Source organism: Pseudomonas sp. BJa5 (assembly GCF_030272875.2).
Lineage (GTDB): Bacteria > Pseudomonadota > Gammaproteobacteria > Pseudomonadales > Pseudomonadaceae > Aquipseudomonas.
The window spans coordinates 49,869-76,713 of sequence record NZ_JALRNG020000033.1; the positions used below are offsets into that span (position 1 = coordinate 49,869).

General features: G+C 63.1%; 30 protein-coding genes. 10 read left to right on the forward strand and 20 right to left on the reverse strand.

The genetic code is table 11. The features are described 5' to 3' along the window. Positions 1-34: 34 nt before the first annotated feature. From M2D63_RS18615 to M2D63_RS18635, 5 genes are read right to left on the reverse strand one after another with little or no spacing between them, the layout of a single operon-like run. Positions 35-667, reverse strand: a complete 633-nt coding sequence (locus M2D63_RS18615; RefSeq protein ID WP_285864461.1) for an SCO family protein — start codon at positions 665-667, stop codon at positions 35-37. After that, the gene (cyoE, locus tag M2D63_RS18620) at positions 664-1,563 is read right to left on the reverse strand and encodes a heme o synthase (protein WP_285864462.1); all 900 of its coding nucleotides are present in this window, start codon (positions 1,561-1,563) and stop codon (positions 664-666) included. The genes M2D63_RS18615 and cyoE overlap by 4 nt, the downstream gene beginning before the upstream one ends. Next, positions 1,548-2,630 (reverse strand): heme A synthase, encoded by a 1,083-nt coding sequence (locus tag M2D63_RS18625; RefSeq protein WP_285864463.1) that lies wholly within the window; start codon positions 2,628-2,630, stop codon positions 1,548-1,550. Before M2D63_RS18625 ends, cyoE begins: the two co-directional genes overlap by 16 nt. A 9-nt stretch (positions 2,631-2,639) precedes the next feature. After that, on the reverse strand, positions 2,640-3,233 hold the full coding sequence (locus M2D63_RS18630; RefSeq protein WP_285864464.1) for a hypothetical protein: 594 nt from the start codon (positions 3,231-3,233) through the stop codon (positions 2,640-2,642). Further along, positions 3,199-3,939, reverse strand: a complete 741-nt coding sequence (locus M2D63_RS18635; RefSeq protein ID WP_285864465.1) for an SURF1 family protein — start codon at positions 3,937-3,939, stop codon at positions 3,199-3,201. The genes M2D63_RS18630 and M2D63_RS18635 overlap by 35 nt, the downstream gene beginning before the upstream one ends. Before the next feature lie 63 nt (positions 3,940-4,002). Here M2D63_RS18635 and M2D63_RS18640 point away from each other — a divergent pair, with 63 nt between their 5' ends. Then, positions 4,003-4,206, forward strand: a complete 204-nt coding sequence (locus M2D63_RS18640) for a twin transmembrane helix small protein (RefSeq protein ID WP_128322075.1) — start codon at positions 4,003-4,005, stop codon at positions 4,204-4,206. Between the two features lie 6 nt (positions 4,207-4,212). Here the strand turns inward: M2D63_RS18640 and M2D63_RS18645 are convergent, their stop codons facing one another. The 4 genes from M2D63_RS18645 to coxB are packed head-to-tail and all read right to left on the reverse strand — an operon-like array spanning position 4,213 to position 8,448. Further along, complete coding sequence (locus M2D63_RS18645) at positions 4,213-5,100, reverse strand: cytochrome c oxidase subunit 3 (protein WP_285864467.1); 888 nt, start codon at positions 5,098-5,100, stop codon at positions 4,213-4,215. A gap of 12 nt (positions 5,101-5,112) precedes the next feature. After that, positions 5,113-5,682: a cytochrome c oxidase assembly protein gene (locus tag M2D63_RS18650; RefSeq protein ID WP_285864469.1), complete on the reverse strand. Its 570-nt coding sequence runs from the start codon at positions 5,680-5,682 to the stop codon at positions 5,113-5,115. Between the two features lie 25 nt (positions 5,683-5,707). After that, on the reverse strand, positions 5,708-7,300 hold the full coding sequence (gene ctaD / locus M2D63_RS18655) for a cytochrome c oxidase subunit I (protein WP_285864470.1): 1,593 nt from the start codon (positions 7,298-7,300) through the stop codon (positions 5,708-5,710). Positions 7,301-7,320: 20 nt separating this feature from the next. After that, positions 7,321-8,448, reverse strand: coding sequence for a cytochrome c oxidase subunit II (gene coxB / locus M2D63_RS18660; RefSeq protein WP_285864471.1), 1,128 nt, complete (start codon positions 8,446-8,448; stop codon positions 7,321-7,323). Positions 8,449-8,816: 368 nt separating this feature from the next. Between coxB and M2D63_RS18665 the strand changes: the two genes are divergently transcribed. After that, complete coding sequence (locus M2D63_RS18665; protein ID WP_285864472.1) at positions 8,817-9,464, forward strand: hypothetical protein; 648 nt, start codon at positions 8,817-8,819, stop codon at positions 9,462-9,464. A gap of 93 nt (positions 9,465-9,557) precedes the next feature. Here the strand turns inward: M2D63_RS18665 and M2D63_RS18670 are convergent, their stop codons facing one another. From M2D63_RS18670 to prlC, 6 genes are all read right to left on the reverse strand, one after another. After that, complete coding sequence (locus M2D63_RS18670; RefSeq protein ID WP_285864473.1) at positions 9,558-11,090, reverse strand: SulP family inorganic anion transporter; 1,533 nt, start codon at positions 11,088-11,090, stop codon at positions 9,558-9,560. Between the two features lie 188 nt (positions 11,091-11,278). Beyond that, positions 11,279-11,998, reverse strand: a complete 720-nt coding sequence (locus M2D63_RS18675; protein ID WP_285864474.1) for a carbonic anhydrase — start codon at positions 11,996-11,998, stop codon at positions 11,279-11,281. Positions 11,999-12,245: 247 nt separating this feature from the next. Further along, positions 12,246-13,304: a PA0069 family radical SAM protein gene (locus tag M2D63_RS18680; protein ID WP_285864475.1), complete on the reverse strand. Its 1,059-nt coding sequence runs from the start codon at positions 13,302-13,304 to the stop codon at positions 12,246-12,248. A 70-nt stretch (positions 13,305-13,374) separates the two neighbouring features. Then, positions 13,375-15,405 carry a M3 family metallopeptidase gene (locus tag M2D63_RS18685; protein ID WP_285864476.1) on the reverse strand — a complete coding sequence of 677 codons (2,031 nt, stop codon included), beginning with the start codon at positions 15,403-15,405 and terminating at the stop codon, positions 13,375-13,377. A 108-nt stretch (positions 15,406-15,513) separates the two neighbouring features. Next, positions 15,514-15,795: a YheV family putative zinc ribbon protein gene (locus tag M2D63_RS18690; RefSeq protein ID WP_285864477.1), complete on the reverse strand. Its 282-nt coding sequence runs from the start codon at positions 15,793-15,795 to the stop codon at positions 15,514-15,516. Further along, positions 15,792-17,843 (reverse strand): oligopeptidase A, encoded by a 2,052-nt coding sequence (prlC, locus tag M2D63_RS18695; RefSeq protein ID WP_285864478.1) that lies wholly within the window; start codon positions 17,841-17,843, stop codon positions 15,792-15,794. The genes M2D63_RS18690 and prlC overlap by 4 nt, the downstream gene beginning before the upstream one ends. 91 nt (positions 17,844-17,934) lie before the next feature. Between prlC and M2D63_RS18700 the strand changes: the two genes are divergently transcribed. Beyond that, a complete protein-coding gene (locus M2D63_RS18700; RefSeq protein WP_285864479.1) occupies positions 17,935-18,483 on the forward strand; it encodes a gamma carbonic anhydrase family protein in 549 nt (182 codons plus the stop codon). Between the two features lie 29 nt (positions 18,484-18,512). Continuing rightward, positions 18,513-19,163, forward strand: coding sequence for an HAD family hydrolase (locus M2D63_RS18705; RefSeq protein ID WP_285864480.1), 651 nt, complete (start codon positions 18,513-18,515; stop codon positions 19,161-19,163). A 5-nt stretch (positions 19,164-19,168) separates the two neighbouring features. On the opposite strand, the gene M2D63_RS18710 is transcribed toward M2D63_RS18705, so the two are convergent. Further along, the gene (locus tag M2D63_RS18710) at positions 19,169-20,260 is read right to left on the reverse strand and encodes an aminopeptidase (protein WP_285864492.1); all 1,092 of its coding nucleotides are present in this window, start codon (positions 20,258-20,260) and stop codon (positions 19,169-19,171) included. 86 nt (positions 20,261-20,346) lie between these two features. Here M2D63_RS18710 and M2D63_RS18715 point away from each other — a divergent pair, with 86 nt between their 5' ends. Together M2D63_RS18715 and M2D63_RS18720 are read left to right on the forward strand one after the other, a co-directional pair. Then, complete coding sequence (locus M2D63_RS18715) at positions 20,347-20,766, forward strand: hypothetical protein (RefSeq protein ID WP_285864481.1); 420 nt, start codon at positions 20,347-20,349, stop codon at positions 20,764-20,766. A gap of 54 nt (positions 20,767-20,820) precedes the next feature. Then, a complete protein-coding gene (locus tag M2D63_RS18720) occupies positions 20,821-21,234 on the forward strand; it encodes a hypothetical protein (protein WP_285864482.1) in 414 nt (137 codons plus the stop codon). Positions 21,235-21,237: 3 nt separating this feature from the next. Here M2D63_RS18720 and M2D63_RS18725 read toward each other — a convergent pair whose 3' ends face one another. After that, positions 21,238-21,471, reverse strand: a complete 234-nt coding sequence (locus M2D63_RS18725) for a DUF1161 domain-containing protein (protein WP_285864483.1) — start codon at positions 21,469-21,471, stop codon at positions 21,238-21,240. A gap of 164 nt (positions 21,472-21,635) precedes the next feature. Here M2D63_RS18725 and M2D63_RS18730 point away from each other — a divergent pair, with 164 nt between their 5' ends. After that, entirely contained in the window at positions 21,636-22,640 is a 1,005-nt protein-coding gene (locus tag M2D63_RS18730) for an LLM class flavin-dependent oxidoreductase (RefSeq protein WP_285864484.1), read from the forward strand. 48 nt (positions 22,641-22,688) lie between these two features. On the opposite strand, the gene M2D63_RS18735 is transcribed toward M2D63_RS18730, so the two are convergent. Together M2D63_RS18735 and M2D63_RS18740 are read right to left on the reverse strand one after the other, a co-directional pair. Beyond that, positions 22,689-22,913, reverse strand: coding sequence for a DUF1161 domain-containing protein (locus tag M2D63_RS18735; protein WP_285864485.1), 225 nt, complete (start codon positions 22,911-22,913; stop codon positions 22,689-22,691). A 105-nt stretch (positions 22,914-23,018) separates the two neighbouring features. Beyond that, complete coding sequence (locus M2D63_RS18740; protein ID WP_285864486.1) at positions 23,019-23,234, reverse strand: dodecin; 216 nt, start codon at positions 23,232-23,234, stop codon at positions 23,019-23,021. Positions 23,235-23,389: 155 nt separating this feature from the next. On the opposite strand from M2D63_RS18740, the gene M2D63_RS18745 reads away from it, so the two are divergent. After that, positions 23,390-23,710: a YqjD family protein gene (locus M2D63_RS18745; protein ID WP_285864487.1), complete on the forward strand. Its 321-nt coding sequence runs from the start codon at positions 23,390-23,392 to the stop codon at positions 23,708-23,710. On the opposite strand, the gene M2D63_RS18750 is transcribed toward M2D63_RS18745, so the two are convergent. Continuing rightward, on the reverse strand, positions 23,707-24,603 hold the full coding sequence (locus M2D63_RS18750; RefSeq protein ID WP_285864488.1) for a LysR family transcriptional regulator: 897 nt from the start codon (positions 24,601-24,603) through the stop codon (positions 23,707-23,709). The two genes, M2D63_RS18745 and M2D63_RS18750, sit on opposite strands and share 4 nt — an antisense overlap. A 108-nt stretch (positions 24,604-24,711) precedes the next feature. Here M2D63_RS18750 and trpB point away from each other — a divergent pair, with 108 nt between their 5' ends. Together trpB and trpA are read left to right on the forward strand one after the other, a co-directional pair. Then, on the forward strand, positions 24,712-25,929 hold the full coding sequence (trpB, locus tag M2D63_RS18755; protein WP_285864489.1) for a tryptophan synthase subunit beta: 1,218 nt from the start codon (positions 24,712-24,714) through the stop codon (positions 25,927-25,929). Then, on the forward strand, positions 25,926-26,738 hold the full coding sequence (gene trpA / locus M2D63_RS18760) for a tryptophan synthase subunit alpha (protein WP_285864490.1): 813 nt from the start codon (positions 25,926-25,928) through the stop codon (positions 26,736-26,738). Before trpB ends, trpA begins: the two co-directional genes overlap by 4 nt. Positions 26,739-26,845 lie beyond the last annotated feature (107 nt).

Sequence of the window (26,845 nt, forward strand, 5' to 3'; positions counted from 1 at the left end):
TGATCTGTAGGAGCGGGCTTGCCCCGCGATGCATTCAATCCCGCTTAAGCAACACAGGCAGCTGGGCCACCAGCTTCTGATTGTTGAACGGCGCGCGAATAAACCCCCGCTGCTTGCCATCCGGGCCGATCACGGCCAGGTTGCCACTGTGATCGACCGTGTAGTTCGGCTTGCTGGTGTCGGCCGGAATAAACGGGATGCTCACCGCGTTGGCCAGTTTCTGGATGGTCTCCAAAGAGCCTGTCAGGCCACGGAAATCCTTGTCGAAATAGCCCAGGTACTGCTGCAGCTGCGCCGGGGTATCGCGGTTCGGGTCGACACTCACCAGCACCACCTGCAGGCGATCCACTGCTTCTTTAGGCAGCTCGCTCTTCACCTGACGCAATTGCGCCAGGGTGGTCGGGCAGATGTCCGGGCAGAAGGTGTAGCCGAAGAACAGCAACGACCACTTGCCCTTGAGCTCATCCACGGCGACGGCCTGGCCCTTCTCGTCGGTCATCTCCAGGCTCGGCACGGTGCGGCTCTGCGGCAGCAGGATGATGCCGGCATCGATCAGCTCGGTCGGATTGCCTTCGCTACGACCATTGAGCACCTTGTTGACGGTAAGCCCCAGGATCACAGCGACCAGGGCAACGAGGATGAAGACGGTTTTCTGGGTTCGAGTCATAGGTTCAACAGTAGGTAGTGGTCTACAAGCAGCGCGATGAACAACAGCAACAGGTACCAGATCGAGTACTTGAAGGTCTTGATCGCCGCGTGCGGCCTGCTGCCACGGTACAACACCCAGGCCCATTGCAGGAAGCGCACGCCCAGCAGCAGCGCACAGGCCAGGTAGAGCGGCCCGCTCATGTGGATGGCAAAGGGCAGCAGGCTGACCGCCAGCAGTACCAGGGTATAAAGCAGGATGTGCACCTTGGTGTAATGCTCGCCGTGGGTCACCGGCAGCATCGGGATGTCCGCCTTGGCGTACTCCTCCTTGCGGTGGATGGCCAGGGCCCAGAAGTGCGGCGGGGTCCAGGCGAAGATGATCAGCACCAGCAGCAAGGGCTCGGCGCTGATGTGGCCGCTGACCGCCACCCAACCCAGCAGCGGCGGCGCCGCACCGGCCAGGCCGCCAATCACGATGTTCTGCGGCGTGGCGCGCTTGAGAAAGCCGGTGTAGATCACCGCATAGCCCAGCAACGAGGCCAGGGTCAGCCAGGCAGTGAGGGCGTTGGTGAACAGCAGCAACAGCGTCATTCCCGCCAGCGCCAGCAGCAAGGCGAACGTCAGGGCGGCAGCGGGCGCTACCCGGCCTTCAGCCAGCGGGCGCTTATGGGTGCGCGCCATCAAGGCATCGATCCGCCGGTCCACCACATGATTGACCACGGCGGCGCCCGCCGCACAACAGGCGATGCCCAGGTTGCCGAACAGCAGCACAGCCCAGGGCACGCCGGCGCGGGTGGCGAGGAACATACCCACCAGCGAGGTGATCAGCATCAGCACCACCACCTTAGGCTTGGTCAGCTCCAGGTAGTCGCGCCAGCCCGCCCGACGCCTGCTAGCGCTCAGAAGCGTCGCCATGAGTTATCTCCCAGATAGTGAACGACACCGCTACTGCCGAGCGGCGTCAGGCGCCAGCCCTGGCTGACCCGGCGCGCCTTCGCCCTGGCCACCAGGCGAATGCGGTAATTGACCAGCACCATGCTCAGCAGCAGCAGGGCGCCACCGGCGTTGTGTGCCACGGCCACCGCCAGCGGCAGGTGAAACACTACATTGCTGATCCCCAGGCCGACCTGCACCGCCAGTGCCAGCAGTACCAGGCGGGCCAGCTTGCCCAGGCCATGGCGGTACAGCTTCCAGCTCAGCAACAGCAGTACGCAGGTCACCAGCAGGGCGCCCATCCGATGGCTGATGTGGATGGCCGTGCGCGCATCACTGTCCAGCTGTCCGCCCAGGTAATTGGGACCGATATGCTGGGTCAGGTGAAAGCCGTTGGCGAAGTCCGCCTGCGGCCACCACTGGCCATGGCAGGTCGGCAGATCGACGCACGCCACGGCGGCATAGTTGGCGCTGACCCAGCCGCCCAGGGCGATCTGGCCGATCACCACCAACAGCCCCAGCGCCGCCACCCGCCGCACGCTCAGCGGCAGCTTGGGCAGGGGCGCAAAGGCCCGGGACAACCGCAGGCTCAGGAGGAACAACAGGCTCAAGGTGGCAAAGCCGCCCAACAAATGGGCCGTGACCACCTGTGGCCACAGCTTGAGGGTCACGGTCCACATGCCGAAGGCCGCCTGGGCGAACACCACGCCAAGCAGCAGCAAGGGCAGGCGATAAGGTTGGCCGTCACGCCCATGGCGACGCCAGGCCTGCAGGGCGAGCAGGGTGATCACCAGCGCCAGGGTGCCGGCGAAGTAGCGATGGACCATCTCGTTGCGGCCCTTGTGCGCCTCCACCGGAGTGTCGGGGAAGTGCATTTCGGCATGGGCCAGCTGCGCTTCGGTCTTGGGCACGCTGATGAAGCCGTAGCACCCAGGCCAGTCCGGGCAGCCCAGCCCGGCGTGGGTGAGACGGGTGTAGGCACCGAGCAGGACAACAACCAGTGCCAGCAGGGTGGCGAATACAGCGAGGCGGTATCCAGGTCTGGCCATGGCGATGTCCTACCCGATATTGGACAGTTTCAGTAGGTGGCGCAGGTCGTTGAGCAGGTCCTTGCCCTTGACCCTGGCGTCATAGCGCAGCACCAGGTTGCCGTGTGGATCGACGATCCACAGTTGCGCCTCCTGTTTGCCCTGGCTGGCTGCAGCGTACTTGCCCAGGTCCAGTGGGTAGCGCTGCAACTGCGGGTACTCGCGGTCGAGCCGGGCCTGGTAATCGCTGCCCACGGCTTGGGCGGTGGCCAGGGCATGGCTGGCGCGGCTGGCGTCACGGCCCAGGCCGATCTGGACCTGCCGGGCCAGGTACACCAGTTGCTGGCAGTCCAGGGCACAGTCCCCCGGGGCGCTGACCAGCAACTGCCAGCGCTGCTCAGCGCTGTTCACCCCAAGATCGGCGCGGCTCTGGCCGTTGCCGATCATCTCGCCGTGATAACTGCGGCTATCCGGCACCCAGAACTGGAACTTGTACATGCCAGTCGCCAGGATCATCGGCCCGATCACCACCAGCAGGATCAGGATCAGTTGCAGGCGCCCCCGCGCCCGCCCGGAAGGCATCTTGCCTTCAGACATGTTGAGTGGATTGCTGACCGCTGCCATGCTGTTTCTCCTTGTTGTTATGCCAGCCGAAGTAGAGGTAAAGCAGCACCAGCGCCACGGCCAGGGCGAACCATTGCACGGCGTAGCCGAGGTGTTTTTCCGGGCCCAGGGCGACCACCGGCCAGTCCAGCCGGTAACTGGCAGGCCCCGCCTCCAGGCGTAGTTCATGGGCAAAGCCTTCGCGCGAAAGCTGCTGCCAGAGATGACCGGCATCGACCGCCGTCAGCAGCCTGGGCCAGTCGCCGCCTTCGGGATCGGCATGCAGCTGAAAGGTGGCGCCGGGAGCGACATAGACCCAGGCCGCAAGGCCAAGCGCCTGCGGCGGGGTGCTGAACTGCACCGGCCGGCGTCGATCCGGCCAGGGCAGCCAGCCGCGATTGACCAGCAGCCAGAGCCCGCTGGCCTGGTCGAAAAAGGGTTGCAGCAGCTCGACGCCTACCTGGCCGTCACGCATGCGGTTGTCCAGCAGCAGGCTGTGCCCGGCATCGAACTGGCCGAACAGGTGCACCCGGCGGTAAGCCGGGTCCTGTAATTCAGGCAGCTGTACCGCGCCCAATGGTTCGCTGGCCTGGCGCTCGGCATAGCTGGCGAGCAAGGCTCGTTTCTGTTCGGCACGCCCCAACTGCCAGCAGCCCAGGCCGATCAGCCCGGGCAACAGCATCAACACCACCAGGGTCGGCACCCAACCGGGGCGAAATGGCTTCACCCGGTCACCCCATGGTCTGTCGCTATACTTAAAGTCATCGATGCATCCCCACGGAGTTTCGCCATGCTCAAAGCCGCGATTGTCCTGATGCTGCTGGCCACCATTGCCAGCCTGTTCAGTGGCCTGTTCTTTCTGGTCAAGGACGACGGACACTCCACCCGCCTGCTCAAGGCCCTGACCGTGCGGGTCAGCCTCGCCGCCCTGACCCTGGCGCTGATCACCTGGGGCTTCTACAGCGGCCAGTTGGTATCCCACGCACCGTTCTGACGACGGCTACAGCACGTAAACGAAGATAAATAGCCCCACCCAGACCACATCCACAAAGTGCCAGTACCAGCTGGCCGCCTCGAAGCCAAAGTGTTTGTCGGGGTTGAAATGCCCGCGCAGAATGCGCATCAACATCACGAACAGAATCAAGGTACCCATGGTCACGTGGGCACCATGGAAGCCCGTGAGCATGAAGAAAGTCGCGCCGTAGATGCCTGAACCCAGGGTCAGGCCGAGCTTGGTGTATGCCTCGTGATACTCATAGGCTTGCAGCACCAAAAAGCTGATGCCCAGGGCAATGGTCAGCGCCAGCCAGAACTTCAGTGCGCCGCGGTGATCCTTGCGCAGGGCATGGTGGGCGATGGTCACGGTGACGCTGGAGCTGACCAGCAGGATGGTGTTGATCAGCGGCAGGTGCCAGGGATCGATGATTTCCCTGGGCGGCGGAAACAACTTCGGATCCGGGGTGTTGAGCAACGGCCAGGAAAACTCGAAGTTCGGCCAGAGCATGTGCGCCACGCCCTTGGCGCCTTCGCCCCCCAGCCACGGTCCGGCCAGGTTGCGGACATAGAACAGCGCGCCGAAGAAGGCGATGAAGAACATCACCTCGGAAAAGATGAACCAGGACATGCCCCAGCGGAACGAACGGTCCAGTTGCGAGCTGTAGAGCCCGGCGCGGCTTTCCTTGACTACCGCGCCGAACCAGCCGAACAGCATGTAGGCCAGGCACAAGGCACCGAAGAAGAAGATCCACGGTCCATGAGACTCGGGGCGACCGGCCTTGAGGTCGTTGAACCAGGTACCCAGGCCAAACACCGTGATGAACATGCCGACCGTGGCGATGATCGGCCACTTGCTTTGCGCCGGTACGTAGTAGTGCTCATGGGAAGCCATTGACGGTTCTCCTTATCGGGCGCCCTGTGGGTCCTGGCCTGCCAGTTGTGCAACCGGCGGGTGGCGGGCGGTGATATCGAACAACGTGTAAGCCAGCGTCAGGTGTTTCACGTCCCTGGGCAGGTCGCGGTCGACGATAAAGCGCACCGGCATCTCGATGCGTTGCCCCGGCTGCAGCACCTGCTGGGTAAAGCAGAAGCATTCGGTCTTGTGGAAATACGCTGCCGCCTCGGCCGGGGTGACGCTGGGGATCGCCTGGGCCGTCATGGGTTTGTCCGTCGGGTTGCGGGCAATGAACACCATCTCGTTCACCGCCCCCGGGTTGACGTCGATCTGGTCGGCGGTGGAGTGGAACTCCCAGACCATGTCGCTGGCGTTGGTCGACATGAACTGCACCTTCACCCTGCGGTCCGGATCGGTTTGCTGGGTCGCCTGGTACTGCCCGCCGGTCTTGCCGTTGATGCCGAAGGCCTTGCACATCACGTCGTAGATCGGCACCAGGGCAAAGCCGAAGGCGAACATCACCACGGTCAGCAGCAGTAGCCGCACGACCAGGCGCTTGAGCGAAATCCCTTCACTCATGACTGCATCCTCCGAAGGTCGCCGTTCATTTCACGTCCGGCGGGGTCTGGAAGGTGTGGTAGGGCGCCGGTGAAGGCACCGTCCATTCCAACCCATCGGCGCCATCCCAGGGTTTGGCCGGCGCGGGCGCACCACCGCGAATGCACTTGATGACGATGAACAGGAAGAAGATCTGCGTGGCGCCGAAGGTAAAGGCACCGATCGAGGAGACCATGTTGAAGTCGGCAAACTGCAGGTTGTAGTCGGGAATCCGCCGCGGCATGCCGGCCAGGCCAACGAAGTGCATGGGGAAGAAGGCCATGTTCATGCCGATGAACGACAACCAGAAGTGCAGCTTGCCCAGGGTTTCGTCGTACATGTGCCCGGTCCATTTCGGCAGCCAGTAGTAGGCCGAGGCGAAGATGCCGAAGATCGCCCCGGGTACCAGCACGTAATGGAAGTGGGCGACCACGAAGTAGGTGTCGTGGTACTGGAAGTCCGCCGGGGCGATGGCCAGCATCAGCCCGGAGAAGCCGCCGATGGTGAACAGGATGACGAAGGCGATGGCGAACAGCATCGGCGTCTCGAAGGTCAGCGAGCCTTCCCACATGGTACTGACCCAGTTGAACACCTTCACCCCGGTGGGCACGGCGATCAGCATGGTGGCGTACATGAAGAACAGCTCGCCGACCACCGGGATGCCGACCACGAACATGTGGTGGGCCCAGACAATAAAGGACAGGAAGGCGATCGCCCCGGTGGCGTAGACCATCGAGGTGTAGCCGAACAGCGGCTTGCGCGAGAACGCCGGAATGATCGAACTGACCGCGCCGAACGCCGGCAGGATCATGATGTACACCTCGGGATGGCCGAAGAACCAGAACACATGCTGGAACAGCACCGGGTCACCGCCGCCGGCGGCGCTGAAGAAGCTGGTGCCGAAGTGGATGTCCATCAGCATCATGGTCACCACCCCGGCCAGTACCGGCATCACCGCGATCAGCAGGAACGCGGTGATCAGCCAGGTCCAGACGAACAGCGGCATCTTCATCAGGGTCATGCCCGGGGCGCGCAGGTTGAGGATGGTGGCGATCACGTTGATCGCGCCCATGATCGAACTGATCCCCATCAGGTGGATGGCGAAGATGAAGAAGGTCACGCTTTCCGGTGCGTAGGTGGTGGACAGCGGCGCGTAGAAGGTCCAGCCGAAGTTCGGCCCACCGCCGGGCATGAACAGGGTCGAGACCAGCAGCAGGAACGCCGCCGGCAACAACCAGAAACTGAAGTTGTTCATCCGTGGCAAGGCCATGTCCGGCGCGCCGATCATCAGCGGGATCATCCAGTTGGCCAGGCCGACGAAGGCCGGCATCACCGCACCGAAGACCATCACCAGGCCGTGCATGGTGGTCATCTGGTTGAAGAACTCCGGCTGGACGATCTGCAGGCCGGGCTGGAACAGCTCGGCGCGGATCACCATGGCAAAGGAGCCGCCCAGCAGGAACATGGTGAAGCTGAACCACAGGTACATGGTGCCGATGTCTTTGTGGTTGGTGGTGAGCACCCAGCGCATCAGGCCCCTGGCCGGCCCATGGGCGTGGTCATGGCCGGCATGACCGTGGTCGTCGATCACTGCACTCATGTCCTCTCTCCTGAATTCGCTCATTTGCTTTCCGCCTGTTTAAGCGCCAGCACATCCTTCGGCGTGACCATGTCGCCCTTGTTGTTGCCCCAGGCGTTGCGCTCGTAGGTGACCACGGCGGCGATATCCACTTCGGAGAGCTGCTTGCCGAAGGCGGCCATGGCCGTGCCCGGCTTGCCGTGGAAGACGATGCCCAGGTGATCTTCCTTGGGCCCGGTGGCGATCTTCGAGCCCTTGAGTGCCGGGAACATCGGCGGCAGGCCCTGGCCTTCGGCCTGGTGACAGGCCACGCAAGTGGTGTGATAGACCTTGTCGCCACGCTCGACCAGCTCTTGCAGGGTCCAGTCCTTGCTGGTCAGCTCCTTGAGCTTGGCGGCTTCGGCCTTGCGCTCGCCCAGCCAGGTGTCGTAGTCGGCCTTGGACTTGACCTCGACCACCACCGGCATGAAGCCGTGGTCCTTGCCGCACAGCTCGGTGCACTGGCCGCGGTAGATGCCGGGTTTCTCGATGCGGGTCCAGGCTTCGTTGACGAAGCCGGGAATGGCGTCGCGCTTGACCGCGAAGGCCGGTACCCACCAGGAGTGGATCACGTCGGCGGCGGTGACCAGGAAACGCACCTTGGCCCCCACCGGCAGCACCAGCGGCTGGTCGACTTCGAGCAGGTAGTGCTCGTCCTTGGGTGCCTTGTTGTGGATCTGGTCGGCGGGCGTGGCCAGGTTGCTGAAGAACTCGACGTCCTGGCCCAGGTACTTGTAGTGCCACTTCCACTGGTAGCCGGTGACCTGGATGTCGACGTCCGATTCGCTGGCATCGTAGATGTCGATCAGGGTCTTGGTCGCCGGGATCGCCATGGCCACCAGGATCAGGAACGGCACCACCGTCCACATGATCTCGACCCAGGTGTGCTCGTGGAAATGCGCAGGCTGCTGACCGGTGGAACGACGGTGAATGATCATCGACCAGAACATCGCGCCAAAGACCACCAGGCCGATGATCACGCAGATCCAGAAGATGGTCATGTGCAGGTCGAACACTGCGTTGCTGACTTCAGTCGCCCCTGGCGCCATGTTCACGGTCCAGGCGGCATTGGCCTGACCGAATACCGACCACAACAGGAGGCCCATCCAGACGTGTGGATGTCGCATCATTGCGGGTTCCCCTTATCGTTCTTGTTATCCCGGAGGCGTGGACCTACGGCTAAGGGTACGGCGGCCAAGACTGCGAACTTCGACGACCGAGCCCCCTGCGAACTACAGTCGGGCCTCATCAGCGAATCACTTTCAACCGGAGTATAGACAGCGACCTCGACCACGCAACGCGATCGAAAAAATCAAACCGGCCAGGTTGAACGTTTGCGCGCCAGCCCGCGAAATACGCGGGATGAAGCACAATGATGGCACTTAGATATAATTGATGAATATAAGAAGACAGCGGTTATGCAAAATGCGTCTTAACGCTGGACAGAACCGAGCTACCTTATGTCTTCCGTTTGTCACGCCTTTTCCCTGGAGTTGTCATGAACATCGCCGCTTTGCGCGAGCAGATTACCCGTGCCCATCAACATGAGACCGAAACCGACCAACTGAAAGAGCAACTGATCAAACAACTGCCACACCTGCACCCTTCGATCCAGCTACCGGAAATCGACGCCCAGGGCGCATTGACCCGCTTCGTCAGCGCCTACATCGACCAGGTGCCGGAACTGCTCGAGGCGGCCAACGCCGTGGCCCGCGAGGCCGGCATCGAGTCGCAGATCAAACCGGTGCTGAAAATCGCCGAAGAGTACTTCCTGCAACCACCGAAAATCATGAACGGCCATGTCGGCCTCGGCTGCCTGCTGGATGAAGCCTACCTGGCGCATCGCCTGGTGGAAGAGGTCAACGACCTGTACATCAAGCACTTCCAGCAGCCCCTGATCCCGCTGGACACCACCGTGGCCAACCTGATCGCCCACCAGCTGATCGGCGAAGACTTTGCCAACCAGCTGGATGAAGTGGTGCACCACTCGGTGGACGCAATGCTCGACGACGAGAGCTTCGCCCTGGAGTCGGTCGAAGCCTACCGCGAGAAACTCAGCAGCCCGGATACCGGCGCAGCATGGAAGCGCTGGCCTTGCCTGTCGCGGCAACTGGGCGTAGGCCTGGAGCTGGACCAGTCGGCGTAATACCGGTCGGCGACGATGCCGGCTCCCACAGGACGTGGGAGCGGCGGTGCGACGACTCGACTCGCCCCGCGATAGCAGCATCACCACTTCAGTTCAGGCCCCCAACCCGACCGTGGTGCGCAGGCGTCCTTCGACCCGCCGCTTGAGCCGTCGCTGCTCGATCAGCAAGCGCGACCCCTTGCCCGCATTGGCCCGTCCCCAGTCCTCGAGCAGTTCAAGGCATGAATGATCGATGTAGCTGAGGTTGGCCAACGGCACATGCAGCGTTGTGCCCGCCGGAATGCCTTCGAGCACCCGGGCCAGCGCCGGCACCTTGAGAAAAGTCGCCGCGCCGCTCAAGCGCAGTTCCCTATGTCCGGGCGCATCGAGGCTGGCCACGCTGATCTTCAAGCGTGCGGCCTTGAGCGCCAACTTGAGCAGGGTCAGGGCAAAACCGAGCAGCACACCGGTCAACAGGTCGGTGAAGATGATTGCCAGCGCCGTGGCTGCGTAGGTGAACATCGGCATCCGGCCGTAGCGGCCCAGGCCACGGAATGCCGTGAAGTCGACCAGTTTGAAGCCGGTGTAGACCAGCACACCCGCCAGGCTCGCCACCGGGATCTGTTGCAGCACACTACTCAGGACCACCACGAACGCCAGCAACCAGACGCCGTGCAGAATCGCCGAAAGGCGTGTCCGGGCGCCGGCCTGGACATTGGCCGAACTGCGGACGATCACCCCGGTCATCGGCAGCGCACCGAGCACGCCACAGAGCATGTTCCCCAGCCCCTGGGCTGACAGTTCTCGATCGAAGTCCGAGCGCTGGCCGTTGTGCATGCGATCGACCGCGGCAGCGGACAACAGGGTTTCGGCACTGGCGATGAAGGCCAAGGCAAAGGCGGCGACCAGCAGGTTCGGGTCAGCGAGGTTGAACAGGTCAGCCGGGTGCAACCAGCCGATGGCCTGGCTCAGGTCCGCCGGCACCTGGACCCGGTTCACCGGCAATGCCAGGCCGATGCAGATGGCCGTCATCAGGGCGACGCCGAGCAGTGCTCCGGGTACAAAGCGCAGCGATTGCGGTCGCAACCGCTCCCATCCCCACATCACGGCGATGGTACCGAGCCCCAATGCGCCGGCCTGCCAGCCGTTACCCTGGCTTTGCAGCGGCAAGGCCTGGGTCAGGGTCGCCGGGAACCCCAGCAGGTTGGCCAGCCCCGACGGCTGCGGCGCACGGTCGAACATCACATGCACCTGGGACAACACGATCAGCACACCGATGCCGGCGAGCATGCCGTAGACCACGGCGGGCGCCGTGACCCGGAACCAGCAGCCCAGACGCAAGCGTCCCGCCAGCAGTTGCAGCAACCCCGCCAACACCAGGATAGGCCCCAGCATCGCCACGCCATGCTGGCGCACCAGCTCGAACACCAGCACCGCCAGGCCCGCCGCCGGGCCGCTGACCTGCAGGGGCGAGCCGGCCAGCCAACCGACCACGATGCCACCGATGATCCCGGTAATCAGGCCCTTGGCCGGGGGCATGCCCGAGGCAATGGCGATGCCCATGCACAAGGGCAGGGCAACCAGGAATACCACCACTGAAGCCAGTAATTCGCGCGGCAATGCCGCTTTGATCTGTGTCGTGTTCACCCTGTCACTCCTTCTTTCAAGGTTTACGGCCATTCCAATGGCCGACAGCACTCTTCCCTGGCGCACAGGCAGGCGCAGGCCGCCAGCGGGCTGGCAAAGGCAGTCAGGGAAATTCAAGGCAGCCGATGACCAGGCCGCACCCGTGGGGTGCAGCCGTCAATCAGCGTGTTGCGGGAAGCGAGGGACGCTTAGTAGCGGCCTCTCGGGGTGGCGCTAGGGATTGGCTGGCCAGCAGCCAGGGGCAGGAAACGGTCGCTTGCGGCGTCGTAGGCTTCGATCTGGCTGGTTTCGATGTCGTAGATCCAGCCATGGATGTGCAGCTGGCCGGCCGCCAGGCGCGAGGCCACCGAAGGGTGGGTGCGCAGGTGGTGCAACTGGGCGATGACGTTTTCCTTGGTCAGCACCTGCATGCTTTCATGCTCGCTGCCGCAGGAGCAGTTGTCCTCGACCACCGTGCGGGCGACCTCGGCATGACGCAACCAGGCCTTGACCGTCGGCATCTTCTCGAGGCTGTTGGGGTTGAGCACCGCACGCATGGCGCCGCAATCGGAGTGACCGCAAATGATGATGTGGTGCACGCCCAGGGCCAGCACGGCATATTCGATGGCAGTGGACACGCCACCGTTCATCTGCCCGTAGGGAGGCACGACGTTACCCACGTTACGGGTAACGAACAGGTCACCAGGGGAACTCTGGGTAATCAGCTCGGGCACAATGCGCGAGTCGGCGCAGGTGATGAACATCGCACGAGGCGCTTGCGCGGTGGCGAGCTTCTTGAACAGCTCCTGCTGCTCGGGGAAGACTTCATGGTGAAACCGCAGGAAGCCGTCGACGATGTGCTTCAGGGCGGCATCGGCGTTCTCGGCGGGGGCAGCCGGGACGGCCTTGGATGGGTCCTTGACGGGCATGATTCATCCTCTTTGACGGTTTTTTAGGTTAAGTCCATTTTACCGGGTTGATGATTCAAACAGCGCATGACTTTTGGATGACCTGCGCGCGCCAACAATCACATCATTTGTTGACTGAATTCCTACACTACTCGGAAAAACTTAACTCAAACTGAATTGCGAGGCTCTAGAACGGGCGTTCCAGAGCGTCAAAGAGCCATCTCAATAATATCAAAAAAGCATCAATGGCCAATACCCACTACCGAAATCAGAGCAACGACATCTGCCGGCCCGGGGGGCAAAAGGCACTGCAATCGAGCCCGTAGCCTTCGCGCCGGTTGAGCCCCAGGCGCCGAATGGCCTTGCTGAAACGCTGCGCCAACAGCTCGGCGAATACACCTTCACCACGCATGCGCGCACCAAAGCGACTGTCGTACAGCTCGCCGCCCCGGCTCTGGCGGATCAGGCTGAGGACATGGCTGGCACGTTGCGGGTAATGATCCTGCAACCATTGCTCGAACAGCGGCGCGACTTCCAGCGGCAGGCGCAACATCATGTACGCCGCACTCAGGGCGCCATTGTCCCGGGCTGCCTCCAGCAGGTGCTCAAGCTCACTGTCGTTGATCATCGGGATCATCGGCGAGCACAGCACCCCGACCGCAATGCCTGCCTCACTGAGCACGCGTATAGCCCGCAACCTGGCCTTCGGCGCTGCCGCCCGGGGTTCGAGGGTGCGCTTGAGCTCGTCATCGAGCGTAGTCAGGCTGATCATTACCGACACCAGGCGTTGCCGGGCCAGCTCGCTGAGCAGGTCCAGATCGCGCAGGATCAGCGAGCCCTTGGTGACGATGGTGACCGGGTGACGGTAACGCAGTAGTACTTCCAGCAGACGCCGGGTCAGTTGCTGCTCACGTTCGATGGGCTGGTAGGGGTCGGTGTTGGAACCCAGGTTGATCGGCGAGCAGACATAACCCGGCTTGCTCAATTGCTGCTCCAGGACAGCAGCGGCATTGGTCTTGGCAATCAGCCTGGTTTCGAAATCGAGCCCTGGAGACATGTCCCAATAGGCATGGCTGGGTCGGGCGTAGCAGTAGATACAGCCATGTTCGCAACCGCGATACGGATTGATCGAGCGGTCGAAGGGCAGGTCGGGTGAGGTGTTGCGGGTAATGATGCTCTTGGCTGTCTCCATGCGCACTTCGGTGCCCTGGGTCAGGGGCACTTCCTGGTACCAGCCATCGTCTTCGGCCACCGAGTGGCTCGGGGCAAAGCGGTTGTGAGGATTATGGGTCGTGCCGCGTCCTCGCTGGGGAGCTGGAGCAACCATACTGCACCTGATACTGTTTTTTTATACAGTAAACCAGCCGACAGGGATGATCCAGCCCCGCTCGGCGGATTCAGTCGGCAAGTCCGTACCAGCGCAAGAATGGCAGCGCACTCAGCGGTCGATTGAGAAACGCTTCGACACCTGTGCGAATCGGGCGAGCGGCGCCCGGCGCGAACACTTCATCCTGCAATGCTAGGCCGGTCGCCCGGTTCTTCAGACCTTCCTGTTCGAAGCGGCTGAACAGGTCGAAGGCATGGACATCGGCCCAGAGATAGCCGTAGTAGCCCACGTCATAACCGGTAACCAGGTGATCGAAGGCATGCATGGGCCGTTCAAATGCGGCCAGCGGCCAGGCGCCCGCTTTGCCGAAGCTGTCTTCGACTCTTTGCTGCACGGCACGACCATCGTCAGGGCTGCCATGCAGGTCGAGATCGAACAGCGACTTGGCCAGTTCGACTGCCAGCTTGGGACGCTCCTGCGCTTGATACCGATCGAGAACAGCCTGCAGGGTGTGCACCGACAACGACGTGCCACGCTCAAAGTGCGTCGAAATACTGGCAAGGTATGACGCAGACCAGCACCAGCGCTCAAGCAATTTGCTGGCAATCTCGAAGCCACCCGGACCCAGCTTCTGTATATCGGACAGGTGATAGTTGGCGGTCCGCACCAGCAGGTGGTGCAGGCCATGACCGAACTCGTGGAACAGCTTGCGCAGATCCAGGTGGGTCAATAGCGGTGGGGCACTGCCCTGGCCCGGAGCAATGCTGGTGAACAACGCAGCGGCAGACGTATGGTAGATCCCGTCGGCATCGGTATGACGATTGCGCAAGTAACTGGTCCAGGCTGCTTCGGACGGCTTGCCATCCCTGGCGATGGCATCGATGTAGAGGTACCCCAGCAATGCGTGGTCTTGCACCGCTTCAAACGCGAGAACGCCGGGTTCCCAGATGGAGATGTCCGACGCCGGGGTCAGCACCAGTCCGAACAGGTTTCGAGCCAGATCGATCAATGCGCTGACGATTGCAGGCAAGGGGAAGAAGGCACGCAAATCATCCTCTGACACACTCAGCGGTGTATGCCCCATCTGTTTGCGCAGATAGACCACATCCCAGGGCTGTGGCTGCACCAGGCCCTGTTGCTGGGCAGCAGCTTGCAATTGCTGTCGCTCCCTTTCCAACCCGGGGCCAGCCTGGCGCGCCAGGTCTTCGAGGAAGGTCACGACCTGCTCGGGTGATGCGCCCCCTTTGAGTTGTAGATTGAACTGCGGGAACGACGCAAAGCCGAGCAAGCGCGCCTTTTCCTGCTTCGTTTCGGCCAAGGCCTGGAGCACGCCAGCATTGTCGTATTGAGGATCAGCGCTTGCACCCCGGGTCAGGTAGGCTCGATAGAGTTGCTCACGCAGGGCCCGGTCTTGTGCATGTTCGATGACGGCCAGGTAGGGGGCCTCCTCCAGGGTAATCAGCCAGCCGCCCAGGCCCTTGGTCGTTGCTGCCGCCGCCATCGCCGCCTTGTTGAGCGCAGGTATGCCGTGCAAGCGTTGTTCATCCATGATGTGCAGGCTCCAGTTATCACTGGAACGGCTCATGTTGATGAAAAATGCCTCGTTCAGAGAGCTGACCTGCTGCTCCAACGCCTGCAAGCGCGCACGTTGGTGTGCTGGCAGGTGGACACCAGACAGGCGAAAGGCGGTGAGTGTACGGTGCAGCGCCGCCTTGCCATGCCAGTCCAGGTTGCGGCCATGGGCGCTGGCGGCAAAGCGCTCATACAGGTGCAATAACTCGACGTTTTGCAGTTTTTCCCGGAAAAACGCCTGGACCCGGTCCCAACATTCAAAGGTAATCTTCTGCCACTCACCTTCGGCACGAAAACCCAGGGGAACGATGCTGTTCAAGGTGTTATTGAGGCGCGCATCCAGCGCATCGATGGCCAGCACCAGTCCATCCCAGGTCGGCAAGCGACGCTGGTGGTCGATGATGGTATTGATTGCGATACGGGTGTCAGCGATGAGCTGGTCGATAGCCGCGCGCACGTGCTCGATGCGCACTACGGCGTAGTCAATCGGATCATCGTGGTGCGCCAGCAGGGGGTTGTCACTGTTCATAGCGGTTCCAGTGTGGGTGATGGGAACCATCACTCTGGAACCTGCGGTGGGCGCTTCGGCACTAATTAAATGGCACCCGGGGCAGTGAATCCCCGAGTGCCGTTACCGTTACTCGGCCGGCTTCTTCAGCTTGGGATTAGGGAAGAACTGCACCGTCTGCACCTTCGCCGCAGCCGGCTTCTGCTCCACCTGGTTGACCCGGGTACCCAGTTCCTTGGGCACCGACAACCCCTGTTCGTTGAGGGTGTCGGAGAACCCGCAGGCCACGCACTCACGATGCGGAACGCTGTCTTCGCTCCACATCATCAGCTTGTCCGGCTCGCTGCACGCCGGGCAGACCGCCCCGGCGATAAAGCGTTTTTTCGTCTTGTTCACAGGCGCATCACTCATGCCGCCGCATCCTCACTCAGACCACTGTGGCGCAAGAGTGCATCGATTGACGGCTCACGGCCACGGAAGTCGACGAACAGCAGCATCGGCTCCTGGGAACCCCCGCGGGCCAGGATGGCTTCGCGGAACGCGCGACCGGTTTCAGCATTGAGCACGCCTTCTTCCTCGAAACGCGAGAAGGCGTCGGCCGAGAGCACTTCAGCCCACTTGTAGCTGTAGTAACCCGCCGCGTAACCACCGGCGAAAATATGCGCAAAGCTGTTGGGGAAGCGGTTGTACGCCGGCGGGCGCATCACCGAGACCTCGTCGCGGATGCCTTCGAGCACTTGCAGCACACTGCGGCCATCGCCGTGGTGGGCATGCAGTTCGAAGTCGAACAGCGAGAACTCCAGCTGGCGGACCATCATCAGGCCGGACTGGAAGTTCTTCGCCGCGAGCATTTTCTCCAGCAGGTCCTGGGGCAGGGCGGCACCGGTTTCGTAGTGACCGGAAATCAACGCCAGGCCTTCGGGCTCCCAGCACCAGTTCTCCATGAACTGGCTTGGCAGCTCCACGGCATCCCAGGCCACGCCGTTGATGCCGGAAACACCGGCATGTTCGATGCGGGTCAGCAGGTGATGCAGGCCGTGACCGAACTCGTGGAACAGGGTGGTGACTTCATCGTGGGTCAGCAGCGCCGGTTTGCCGGGGGCTGCCGGGGTGAAGTTGCACACCAGGTTGGCCACCGGGCTCTGCAGCTCGCCGTCCGCGGCGCGGCGACGATCGCGGGCGCCGTCCATCCAGGCACCGCCGCGCTTGTTGGCGCGGGCATAGAGGTCGAAGAAGAAGCGCCCGACGTGATGGCCGTGCTCTTTGATTTCGAACAGGCGCACGTCCGGGTGCCAGGTATCGAAGCCCTTGAGCTCGTTGATTTCGATGCCATAGAGACGCTGGACAATGCTGAACAGGCCGGACAGCACCTTGTCGATCGGGAAGTAGGCACGCAGGGTTTCCTGGGAAACGCTGTAGCGCTGCTCGCGCAGCTTCTCGCCGAAGTAGCCGCTGTCCCAGCTCTGCAGGTCAGGGCAACCCTGCTCGGCGGCATAGGCCTTGAGCTGGGCCAGGTCCTGGGTGGCAAACGGCTTGCTGCGCTGGGCCAGGTCGCGCAGGAAGCTCAGCACCTGATCGCTGGACTCGGCCATCTTGGTCGCCAGGCTCAGTTCGGCATAGTTGGGGTAACCGAGCAGCTCGGCCAGCTCCTGGCGCAGGTCGAGGATCTCGCGCATCACCGGGCCGTTGTCGAACTGGCCGGCATTGGGGCCCTGGTCGGAGGCGCGGGTGCAGTAGGCGGCGTAGATCTCTTCACGCAGGGCACGGTCCTGGGCGTAGGTCATCACCGCGTAGTAGCTGGGGAATTCCAGGCTGATCAGCCAACCTTCGAGGCCCTTGGCCTGGGCGGCGGCGGCCATCTGCGCCTTGGCCGAATCGGTCAGGCCGGCCAGCGCGGCCTCGTCCACGACATGCTTGGTCCAGGCCTGGGTGGCGTCGAGCAGCTGGTTGGAGAAGCGACTGCCCAGCTCGCTCAGCTTGCTCTGCACTTCGGCGTAGCGCTGCTGCTTGTCGGCCGGCAGGTCGATACCCGACAGGCGGAAATCACGCAGGGCATGTTCGAGAATAGTCTTTTGCGCCACATCGAAGCCGGCAGCCTCGGGGCTGGCGATCAGCGCCTCGTAGGCCTGGAACAGCTCACGGTTCTGGCCCATTTCGGTGGAATACGCGCTCAATGCCGGCAGGCAGGCCTCGTAGGCTTCGCGCAGCTCGGCGCTGTTGCACACGGCATTGAGGTGACTGACCGGGCTCCAGGCGGCGCCCAGGCGGTCGTTGAGTTCGTCCATGGCCAGGATCAGGCCTGCCCAGGTCGGGTTCTGGCCCTGGGTCTTGAGGATCTCGGCAATGGCGGTACGGTTGTCGGCCAGGATCTGTTCAATCGCCGGCTGCACATGCTCGGCGCGGATCGCCGAGAAGGGCGGCAAGTCATAAGACTGCAGTAGCGGGTTGGTCGCACTCACGGTTAAACACCTTGGCAGAAGAAACACTGAACCATCTTAATTACAATCGACGCCGACCGCAGCCCTATCACCACTAAAGAGATCCCCTATCATGGCCATCCGCAGTTTCCACAACCACACGCCCCGCCTGGGCGAGCGCGCCTTCGTCGACCGCAGCGCCGTGGTGCTGGGCGATGTCGAGATCGGTGACGACAGCTCGGTATGGCCGCTGACGGTGGTGCGCGGCGACATGCACCGTATTCGCATCGGTGCCCGCACCAGCGTGCAGGACGGCAGCGTGCTGCACATCACCCATGCCGGCCCGTTCAACCCGGACGGTTTCCCGCTGCTGATCGGCGACGAAGTAACCATTGGACACAAAGTCATGCTCCATGGCTGCACCCTGGGCAACCGGATCCTGGTGGGCATGGGCAGTACCATCATGGACGGCGCGGTGGTCGAGGATGAGGTGATCATCGGCGCCGGCAGCCTGGTGCCGCCGGGTAAACGCCTGGAAAGCGGCTTTCTCTACGTCGGCAGCCCGGTCAAGCAGGCCCGCGCCCTGACCGAGAAGGAGCGCGCCTTCTTCCCCTACAGCGCCGGCAACTACGTCAAACTCAAGGACCAGCATCTGGCCGAAGGCTACCACCTGCCTGAGTGAACCGGCCCGCAGCCTTTATCGAGACCACCATGCATCAGCAAAACATCCTCTTCGACCTGGACGGCACCCTGACCGACCCACGCCTGGGCATCACCCGCTCGATCCAGTACGCCCTGGCCAAGCTCGGCATCGACGAGCCGGACCTGGCGCGCCTGGAACATTTCATCGGCCCGCCCTTGCTGCAGGCCTTCATGCAGTTCTACGGCTTCGACGAGGCCAAGGCCTGGGACGCTGTGAACTTCTACCGCGAGCGCTTCAAGGTCACCGGCCTCTATGAAAACCAGGTGTTCGACGGTGTCCATGAACTGCTCATGGCGCTGAACGGGCAGGGCAGGACGCTGTATATCGCGACATCCAAGCCCTGGGAGTTCGCCCGTGAGATCGCCCGGCATTTCGAGTTCGACCACCACTTCAAGGTGATCTACGGCAGCGAGCTGGACGGCACCCGCACCAACAAGGTCGAGCTGATCGCCCACCTGCTGGCCGAAGAATCCCTGGACCCTGCGCAGACGCTGATGATCGGCGACCGCAAGCACGACCTGATCGGCGCCCGCAGCAATGGCCTGGAAGCGGTGGCGGTGGGGTACGGGTTTGGTAGCCATGAGGAACTGGCGGCCGAGCAGCCGGCTTATCACTTTGCCACCCTGGAAGAGCTGCATCGGGCATTTCTGAGGGCTTGAGAGGCTCAATCGCGGGGGTAGGAGCGGGCTTGCCCCGCGATGCGTTTCAAGGCCTCGGACCGCTGCTCCAGCGGTAAGCGCCCCAAGGTTTCAACACACTGGTAGAACGCCTGCCAATCGCCGCCCACCTGGGCGAACAACGCCGCAAACGCCGGCACCCACTGGTCGTACAGGCCAAAGGGCAGCAGCTTGGCGTTGTTCATCGGCGCATTGATCCAGGCGTCATAAGGCCCGACACCGTTCCACCGGGTATTGCGCAGGGTCCGGTAGTCACGCCGCAGGCGCTCGAACTCGGCCTGTTTGCCCGCGCGCTTGGCTGACGCAGTCAGGGGGGCTGCGTACAAGGTTTTCAGCCGTTCCCGGCTGGCCAGGACCAGACCGACGAACTGGTCGCGTTGCTGGCTGTCGTCCCCGCTCTTCGCTGCCAGGCCGCGGGCCGCCCGCCATTGGCGCGTGCCTTCCTGCTCGACGAAGGTGGCAAAGGATTCGTTGAAGGCGGTGTCGTCCCGCACATACGCTCGTTGATGCGCCAGTTCGTGGAAGATCACCGTGGCCAGGCGCTCATCGCCCCAGCGCAGCATGGTGTTGAGGATCGGGTCGTCGAACCAGCCCAGGGTCGAGTAGGCCTCCACGCCGCCGATGTAGACATCCAGGCCCTGCTGCTTCTGCAACGCTGCCGCGCCGCGGGCGGCACCCTGACTGTAGTAGCCGCGATAGGCCACGCAGCCAGCAATGGGAAAGCAGTGGTTCTTCGCCTCGAGGGAGAACTCCGGGGTGGCAAACACGTTCCAGACCACGAAGGGCCGGCCGATGTCGGCATACACCCGATAACTGCGATTGTCCGGCAGCTTCAAGTGCTCGCTGGCGAAGGCCCGCGCCTGCTCCGCCTGCTCCAGGTGCGCACGCAGTGCCGGCGGGGTGGCAGGATCGGCCAGCACCTCAGGCACCGGCTTGCGCGCCTGCAAAAGCTGCAATTGGCCCGTGGCCAGCTGGCTGTAGTAACTGACGCTGACACAACCGTTCAGCAGAACGCCAAGCAACAGGGGAACCAAACGGCGTAAAAAAAGGTCGAGTGCCCCAGAACTTGAGCGTAACAGAAGAAATAGTCGAAGCATCCGCGTCCCGTCATCCCGCTCAAGAGCTCATCCGCTTCAAGACTATCCTGCCCGGCTGGAGTTTTGCCATGCGTACACTGCTTGTCGTTAGCGCTACTGTGTTGTTGTCCGGTTGCGCCGGCCTGCTGATGCCAACCCCCGATCCCAACCAGGCCTGGATCGACCTTGCGCCGAGCCCGGACGAAACCCTGCACGCCCTGCAGGTGGACGACCGTGACTGGGCCGACAAGCGCTATTTCGAAGTGCCGCCCGGTAGCCACGAGTTGACCGTGCGCTACCTGTTCCCGGTGATTCCGAGCAATATCGGTCCGGTCAGCGAGCCGCTGTGGCGCGACTGCCAGTTGAATGTGAAATTCAAGGATTTCGCCGCCGGCGGGCGCTATCAGCTGGAAGCCGGCAGCATTGGCTTCCGCCCCTGGGCCAAGCTCTATGACGAAGAGGGCAAACTGGTCAGCAAAGGGCAGCCGGCAGGCTGTCAAAGCACCTGATCAGGGCGAATGGCGCTATGCTTGTTATTTGAAGCTTGCAAGCGGGAGTTTGCCATGCGCCAGCCAATGATGCTGATTGCCCTCAGTACCCTGGGGGCTTGCGCCAGCCCCTTGCCCCCAGTCGATAACAAGCAGGCCTGGATCGACCTGTACACCATCACGCCCGGCAGGACACTGATGGCCGACCGCCTGGACGGCGAGCGCCTCAACGACGGGCGCTTCTTCCAGGTCACTCCCGGCAAGCACGAGCTGACCGTGCGCTTCGATTTCGAAGTGTATTCCGGCGGTTTCTCGGTCGATCCGGTGGAGCGCACCTGCTACCTGAAAGTGCGCTACGACCACTTCGAAGCCGGCCAGCGTTATCGCCTGGAAGCCCGGGCACCGGCCATGCAACCCTCGGCCTACCTCTACGACGCACAACGCAAGGTCGTGGCCGAAGAATCCAACGACATCTTCTGCGTGCCCTGACGCCTAGCGATCATTCTTCTGGTAGATGATCTTCTTGGTGCCACCCTCGCAACTGCCTACCACCATGTTCTGGTCGTGGACCTCATCGTTGCGCACGATCTCCAGGGTGTAGGACGTCACCCCGCGTGCCTGGATCTTCGCTTCGATCTCGGCCTTGAGCTCTTCGCAGGGTTTGGGTGCAGCCAGCGCAGTGGTCGCCAGCACAGATGCCAGTACAGCGATTGCGACGCGGATCATGGGACAACTCCTTGTGACGGCAGACGCTCTGCCGACGCTCATTTGACCACAACAAGCCCGCTCCGGTTCGACCTGGGGATTGATTCCTCGGGATCTGCCCATACAGAGTTGCAAAGGCCACGGCGCGATGCCGGCCAATGATTGCCCTGGAGGCTCAATTGCCCATGAAGCGACTCGCGGACATCAAATTTTCCACTCTCGACCTGGTACCGGTGCGTGCAGACGGCGGCCCGGCCCAGTCGCTGCGCAACTCGCTGGACCTGGCACAGCATGTAGAAAAATTCGGCTACAACCGTTTCTGGGTCGCCGAGCATCACAACATGGACGGGATTGCCAGCTCGGCCACTGCCGTGTTGCTCAGCTACCTGGCCGGCGGCACCTCGACCATCCGGGTCGGAGCAGGCGGCGTGATGCTGCCCAACCATGCACCCCTGGTGATCGCCGAGCAGTTCGGCACCCTGGCCAGCCTCTATCCCGGACGAATCGACCTGGGCCTGGGGCGTGCACCGGGCTCCGACCAGTTGACCGCCCGCGCTCTGCGCCGCGAACGCTCGGGCAGCGCTGACGATTTTCCGGACGATGTGGAGGAGCTGACTCGCTACCTGGGCCCGCGTACACCGGAGCAGAAAGTCATCGCCGTGCCGGGCTACGGCACCGAAGTGCCAATCTGGCTGCTCGGCTCCAGCCTGTTCAGCGCCCAGCTGGCCGGCATGCGCGGACTGCCCTACGCCTTCGCCTCGCACTTTGCCCCGCGCTACATGCACGAGGCGATCCGCATCTACCGTGACCACTTCCAGCCTTCGGCGGTGCTCGACAAGCCCTACGTCATGCTTGGCGTACCGCTGGTCGCTGCCGACAGCGATGAACAAGCCGACTACCTGGCCACCTCGGTGTACCAGCGCATCCTCGCCCTGATGCGCGGCCAGAGCCTGGTGCAGCGACCTCCGGTGCACAGCATGGACGGCCTGTGGCTGCCCCATGAGCGCGAGGCGGTGGGCAGCTTCCTGGGCCTGGCGATGGTCGGTGGGCCACAGAAGATCCGCGCCAAACTGGAAGTGCTGCTGGAGCAGACCCAGGCCGATGAGCTGATCTTTACCTGCGATCTGTATGAGCATGCGGACCGGATTCGGTCGTACGAGTTGCTGGCGCAGGTGATGAGGGGGGATTGAGGGCCCTTCGCGGGGCAAGCCCGCTCCCACAGGAGCGGGCTTTGGCGGTCAGCCGCGCTTGTAGACGACTTCCTTGGTGCCGCCTTCGCAGGTGCCTACGACCTTGCCGTTTGCGGCTGCACCCTTGTCGATGATTTCCAGCGAGTAGCCGGTGATGCCCTTGGCATCCAGCTTGGCGGCTATTTCGCTCTTCAATTCTTCACAAGGCTTGCCGGCCGCCAGGGCGGTACCGGCCAGTGCCATCAAAGCCAATGCTACTGCCAACTTCTTCATCGATCGCTTTCCTTGTTCAGATCAAAGTAGAGAGGGGCGCCGGAACGTATCCGGCCGCCTCTGGACTGTGTACCCCAATTGATCCGCGCAAGCCAGCGGCACGGATCAGCTATTGGCGATGCGGAAGCCCACCTTGAGGGTGACCTGGAAATGCGCCGCCTTGTTGTCCTTGATATGGCCACGGGTGTCGATCACCTCGAACCATTCAAGGTGCTTGATGCTCTTGCCGGCCTCGGCCAGGGCATTGTTGATCGCCTCTTCGATGCTGTTGGGCGAGGAGCCGACCAATTCGATTTTCTTGTAGGTGTGATGATCCGACATGAACCGTCTCCATTCTCGGGGGGGAACTTTGAGACTAGCAGTGCCGGGCTGTTTTACCTGCGAGTAGCAAAACCCGGCTAAAGTTCGAATGCACTTTGCGTGTCTGATGAAGTCGGAACCAGAACAGCTCACTCACCGCACGAAGGAGAGTCACCATGGCCAACCACTCGCTGCGCACGTTGAAAAGCATGGAAGCGGAGATCGAAAGCCTGCTCAAGTCGCTGGAAAGTCTCAAGGACGATGCCTCGGATGAGTCGCGCAAAACCCTCAAGACACTCAAGGCCAATGCCGAGAATGCCTTGCGTCACTCGCGCAGCCTGCTGGGCGATGCCTACGAAGAAGTGAAGGCCAGGACCCGCCAGACCGGCCTCGCCACCCGCGACTACGCCCAGGAACATCCCTGGACCACCGCCGGCGTGGCCATTGGTGCCCTTGGCCTGCTGGCCGCCTACCTGATGTGCAGGCGCGAGCATTAATCGGCCTGGCGCGCCAGCTCAGCGCGCAGCCAGCCGGCCAGTTGCTCGGCGCGCCCGTCTGCGGCGCGCCGCGGCACCCATAGCGCCAGCGCCGCCTGGGTCTGGCAGAACCCCCAGGGCGCCGCCAGGCGCCCGGCGCGCAGGTCGTCGGCCACCAGCGGTTGCGGCGCGATAGCCACGCCAAGACCGGCCACCGCCGCTTCCAGCAAATAATACAGGTGCTCGAAATCCTGGCCGTAACGCAACGCTTCGGGGTCGATGCCCTGTTGCCGTGCCCAGCTGGGCCAGGCTTGCGGACGCGACGAAGTCTGCAACAGGGTTTCTTCCAGCAAGGCTGCGGCCGGCGCCTGTTGCAGACGGGCGAAACCGGCAAAGTGCGGGCTGAGCACCGGGCCGATGCGCTCCTGGGCCAGCACATGTACCTGCATATCGACAGGCCAGGGCGGCTCGGCGAACACCAGCAAGGCATCCAGCCCCGGGCGCCGCGGATCGAGGTCGCCCTCACCGGCAGACAGGTGCAGGCGCAACTCCGGCAGGTCCGCCTTGAGCCGGCCCAGGCGCGGGATGAACCAGCGCGCCAGCAGGCTGCCCGAGCAGCCGAGCACGAAAGGCGCATCGGCACTGCTCTGGCTCAACTCGGCACAGACGCCGCGCAGGCGATCGAAGGCATCGAAGCTGGCATCGCGCAGGCGAAGCCCTGCATCTGTGAGTTTAATGCCGCGCCCGTCCTTGACGAACAAGCTCACGCCCAGGTGCTCCTCCAGCACCTTCAATTGTCGGCTCACCGCGCCATGGGTGACATGCAGCTGCTCGGCTGCCTGACTGACGCTGTTGAGCCGGGCGGTGGCTTCGAAGGCTCGAAGGGCATTGAGGGGTGGCAGGTCCTGGCGCATGACGTGTGAGCTTTCCTGACATGTTGAAGCAATCTTATCGGTTTTCAGCCGCGCCTGTCGTGGTTACAGTAAAGCCATTCCTGTCTTCACTACGCCCTGGAGCGACCCATGACCCAGACCAACTTCCGCGCCGGCCCCGATGCCAATGGCCTGTTTGGCGCATTCGGCGGCCGCTACGTGGCTGAAACCCTGATGCCGCTGGTGCTCGACCTGGCCCGCGAATACGAAGCGGCCAAGGCCGACCCCGAATTCCTCGAACAGCTGGCCTACTTCCAGCGCGACTACATCGGCCGTCCCAACCCGCTGTACTTCGCCGAACGCCTGACCGAGCACTGCGGCGGCGCCAAGATCTTCTTCAAGCGTGAAGAGCTCAACCACACCGGCGCGCACAAGGTGAACAACTGCATCGGCCAGGTGCTGCTGGCCAAGCGCATGGGCAAGAAGCGCCTGATCGCCGAAACCGGCGCCGGCATGCACGGCGTGGCCACCGCCACCGTCGCTGCCCGTTTCGGCCTGCCGTGCGTGATCTACATGGGCGCCACCGACATCGAGCGCCAGCAGGCCAACGTGTTCCGCATGAAGCTGCTGGGCGCCGAGATCGTGCCGGTGACCGCCGGTACCGGCACCCTCAAGGACGCCATGAACGAAGCCCTGCGCGACTGGGTCACCAACGTCGAAGACACCTTCTACCTGATCGGCACCGTGGCCGGCCCACACCCGTACCCGGCAATGGTCCGCGACTTCCAGTCGATCATCGGCAAGGAAACCCGTGCCCAGCTGCAGGAGAAGGAAGGGCGCCTGCCCGACAGCCTGATCGCCTGCGTCGGCGGCGGTTCCAACGCCATGGGTCTGTTCCATGACTTCCTCGACGATGCCAGCGTGCAGATCATCGGCGTCGAAGCCGGTGGCCATGGCGTCGACACCGACAAGCATGCCGCCAGCCTCAACGGTGGCGTACCGGGCGTGCTGCACGGCAACCGCACCTACCTGCTGCAGGACGCCGACGGCCAGATCACCGACGCCCACTCGATTTCCGCCGGCCTGGACTACCCCGGTATCGGCCCGGAGCACGCCTACCTGCACGAAGTGAAGCGCGTCGAGTACGTCAGCATCACCGACGACGAAGCCCTGGCTGCGTTCCACACCACCTGCCGCCTGGAAGGCATCATTCCGGCCCTGGAGTCCTCCCACGCGCTGGCCGAAGCGATCAAACGCGCCCCGACCCTGCCCAAGGATCACCTGATGGTGGTGTGCCTGTCGGGACGCGGCGACAAAGACATGCAAACCGTGATGAGCCATATGGCCGCCCAGGAGAATCAGGCATGAGCCGTCTTGAACAACGCTTCGCCGAGCTGAAGGCCGAAGGCCGCTCCGCACTGGTCACCTTCATCACCGCTGGCGACCCTGGCTACGACGCCTCGCTGGCGATCCTCAAGGGCCTGCCGGCGGCTGGCGCCGATGTGATCGAACTGGGCATGCCGTTCACCGACCCCATGGCCGACGGCGTGGCCATCCAGCTGGCGACCCTGCGTGCGCTGGATGCCGGCCAGACCCTGGCGAAAACCCTGCAGATGGTTCGCGAGTTCCGCGTCGACAACCAGACCACGCCGATCGTGCTGATGGGCTACTACAACCCGATCCACCGCTTTGGCGTCGAAGCGTTCGTTGCCCAGGCCAGGGAAGCGGGCGTGGACGGCCTGATCATCGTCGACCTGCCGCCTGAGCACGACGCCGAACTGGCCGCCCCGGCCCAGGCTGCCGGCATCGACTTCATCCGCCTGACCACCCCGACCACCGACGACGTGCGCCTGCCGCGCGTGCTGGAGCGCAGCTCCGGGTTCGTCTACTACGTCTCGGTGGCCGGTGTGACCGGTGCGGGTTCGGCGACCACCGAACATGTCAGCAGCGCCATCGAGCGCCTGCGCCGGCATACCGACCTGCCGATCAGCGTTGGCTTCGGCATTCGTACCCCCGAGCAGGCGGCGGCCATTGCCAGGCTGTCCGATGGCGTGGTGGTGGGCTCTGCGCTGGTCGACAAGATCGCCCAGGCGGCGAATGCAGAGCAGGCCGTGGGTGATGTGCTCGAGCTGTGCTCGGCGCTGGCCCAGGGTGTGCGGGGTGCGCGCAAGGCTTGATTACATAGCGTCTTCATCGCGGGGGCAGCCCCCGCCAACAGGAATGTGTAGGAGCGGGCGTGCCCCCCGATTGGGTTTAAGGCCAGTTCGAAAAAAGACAGGGCCAC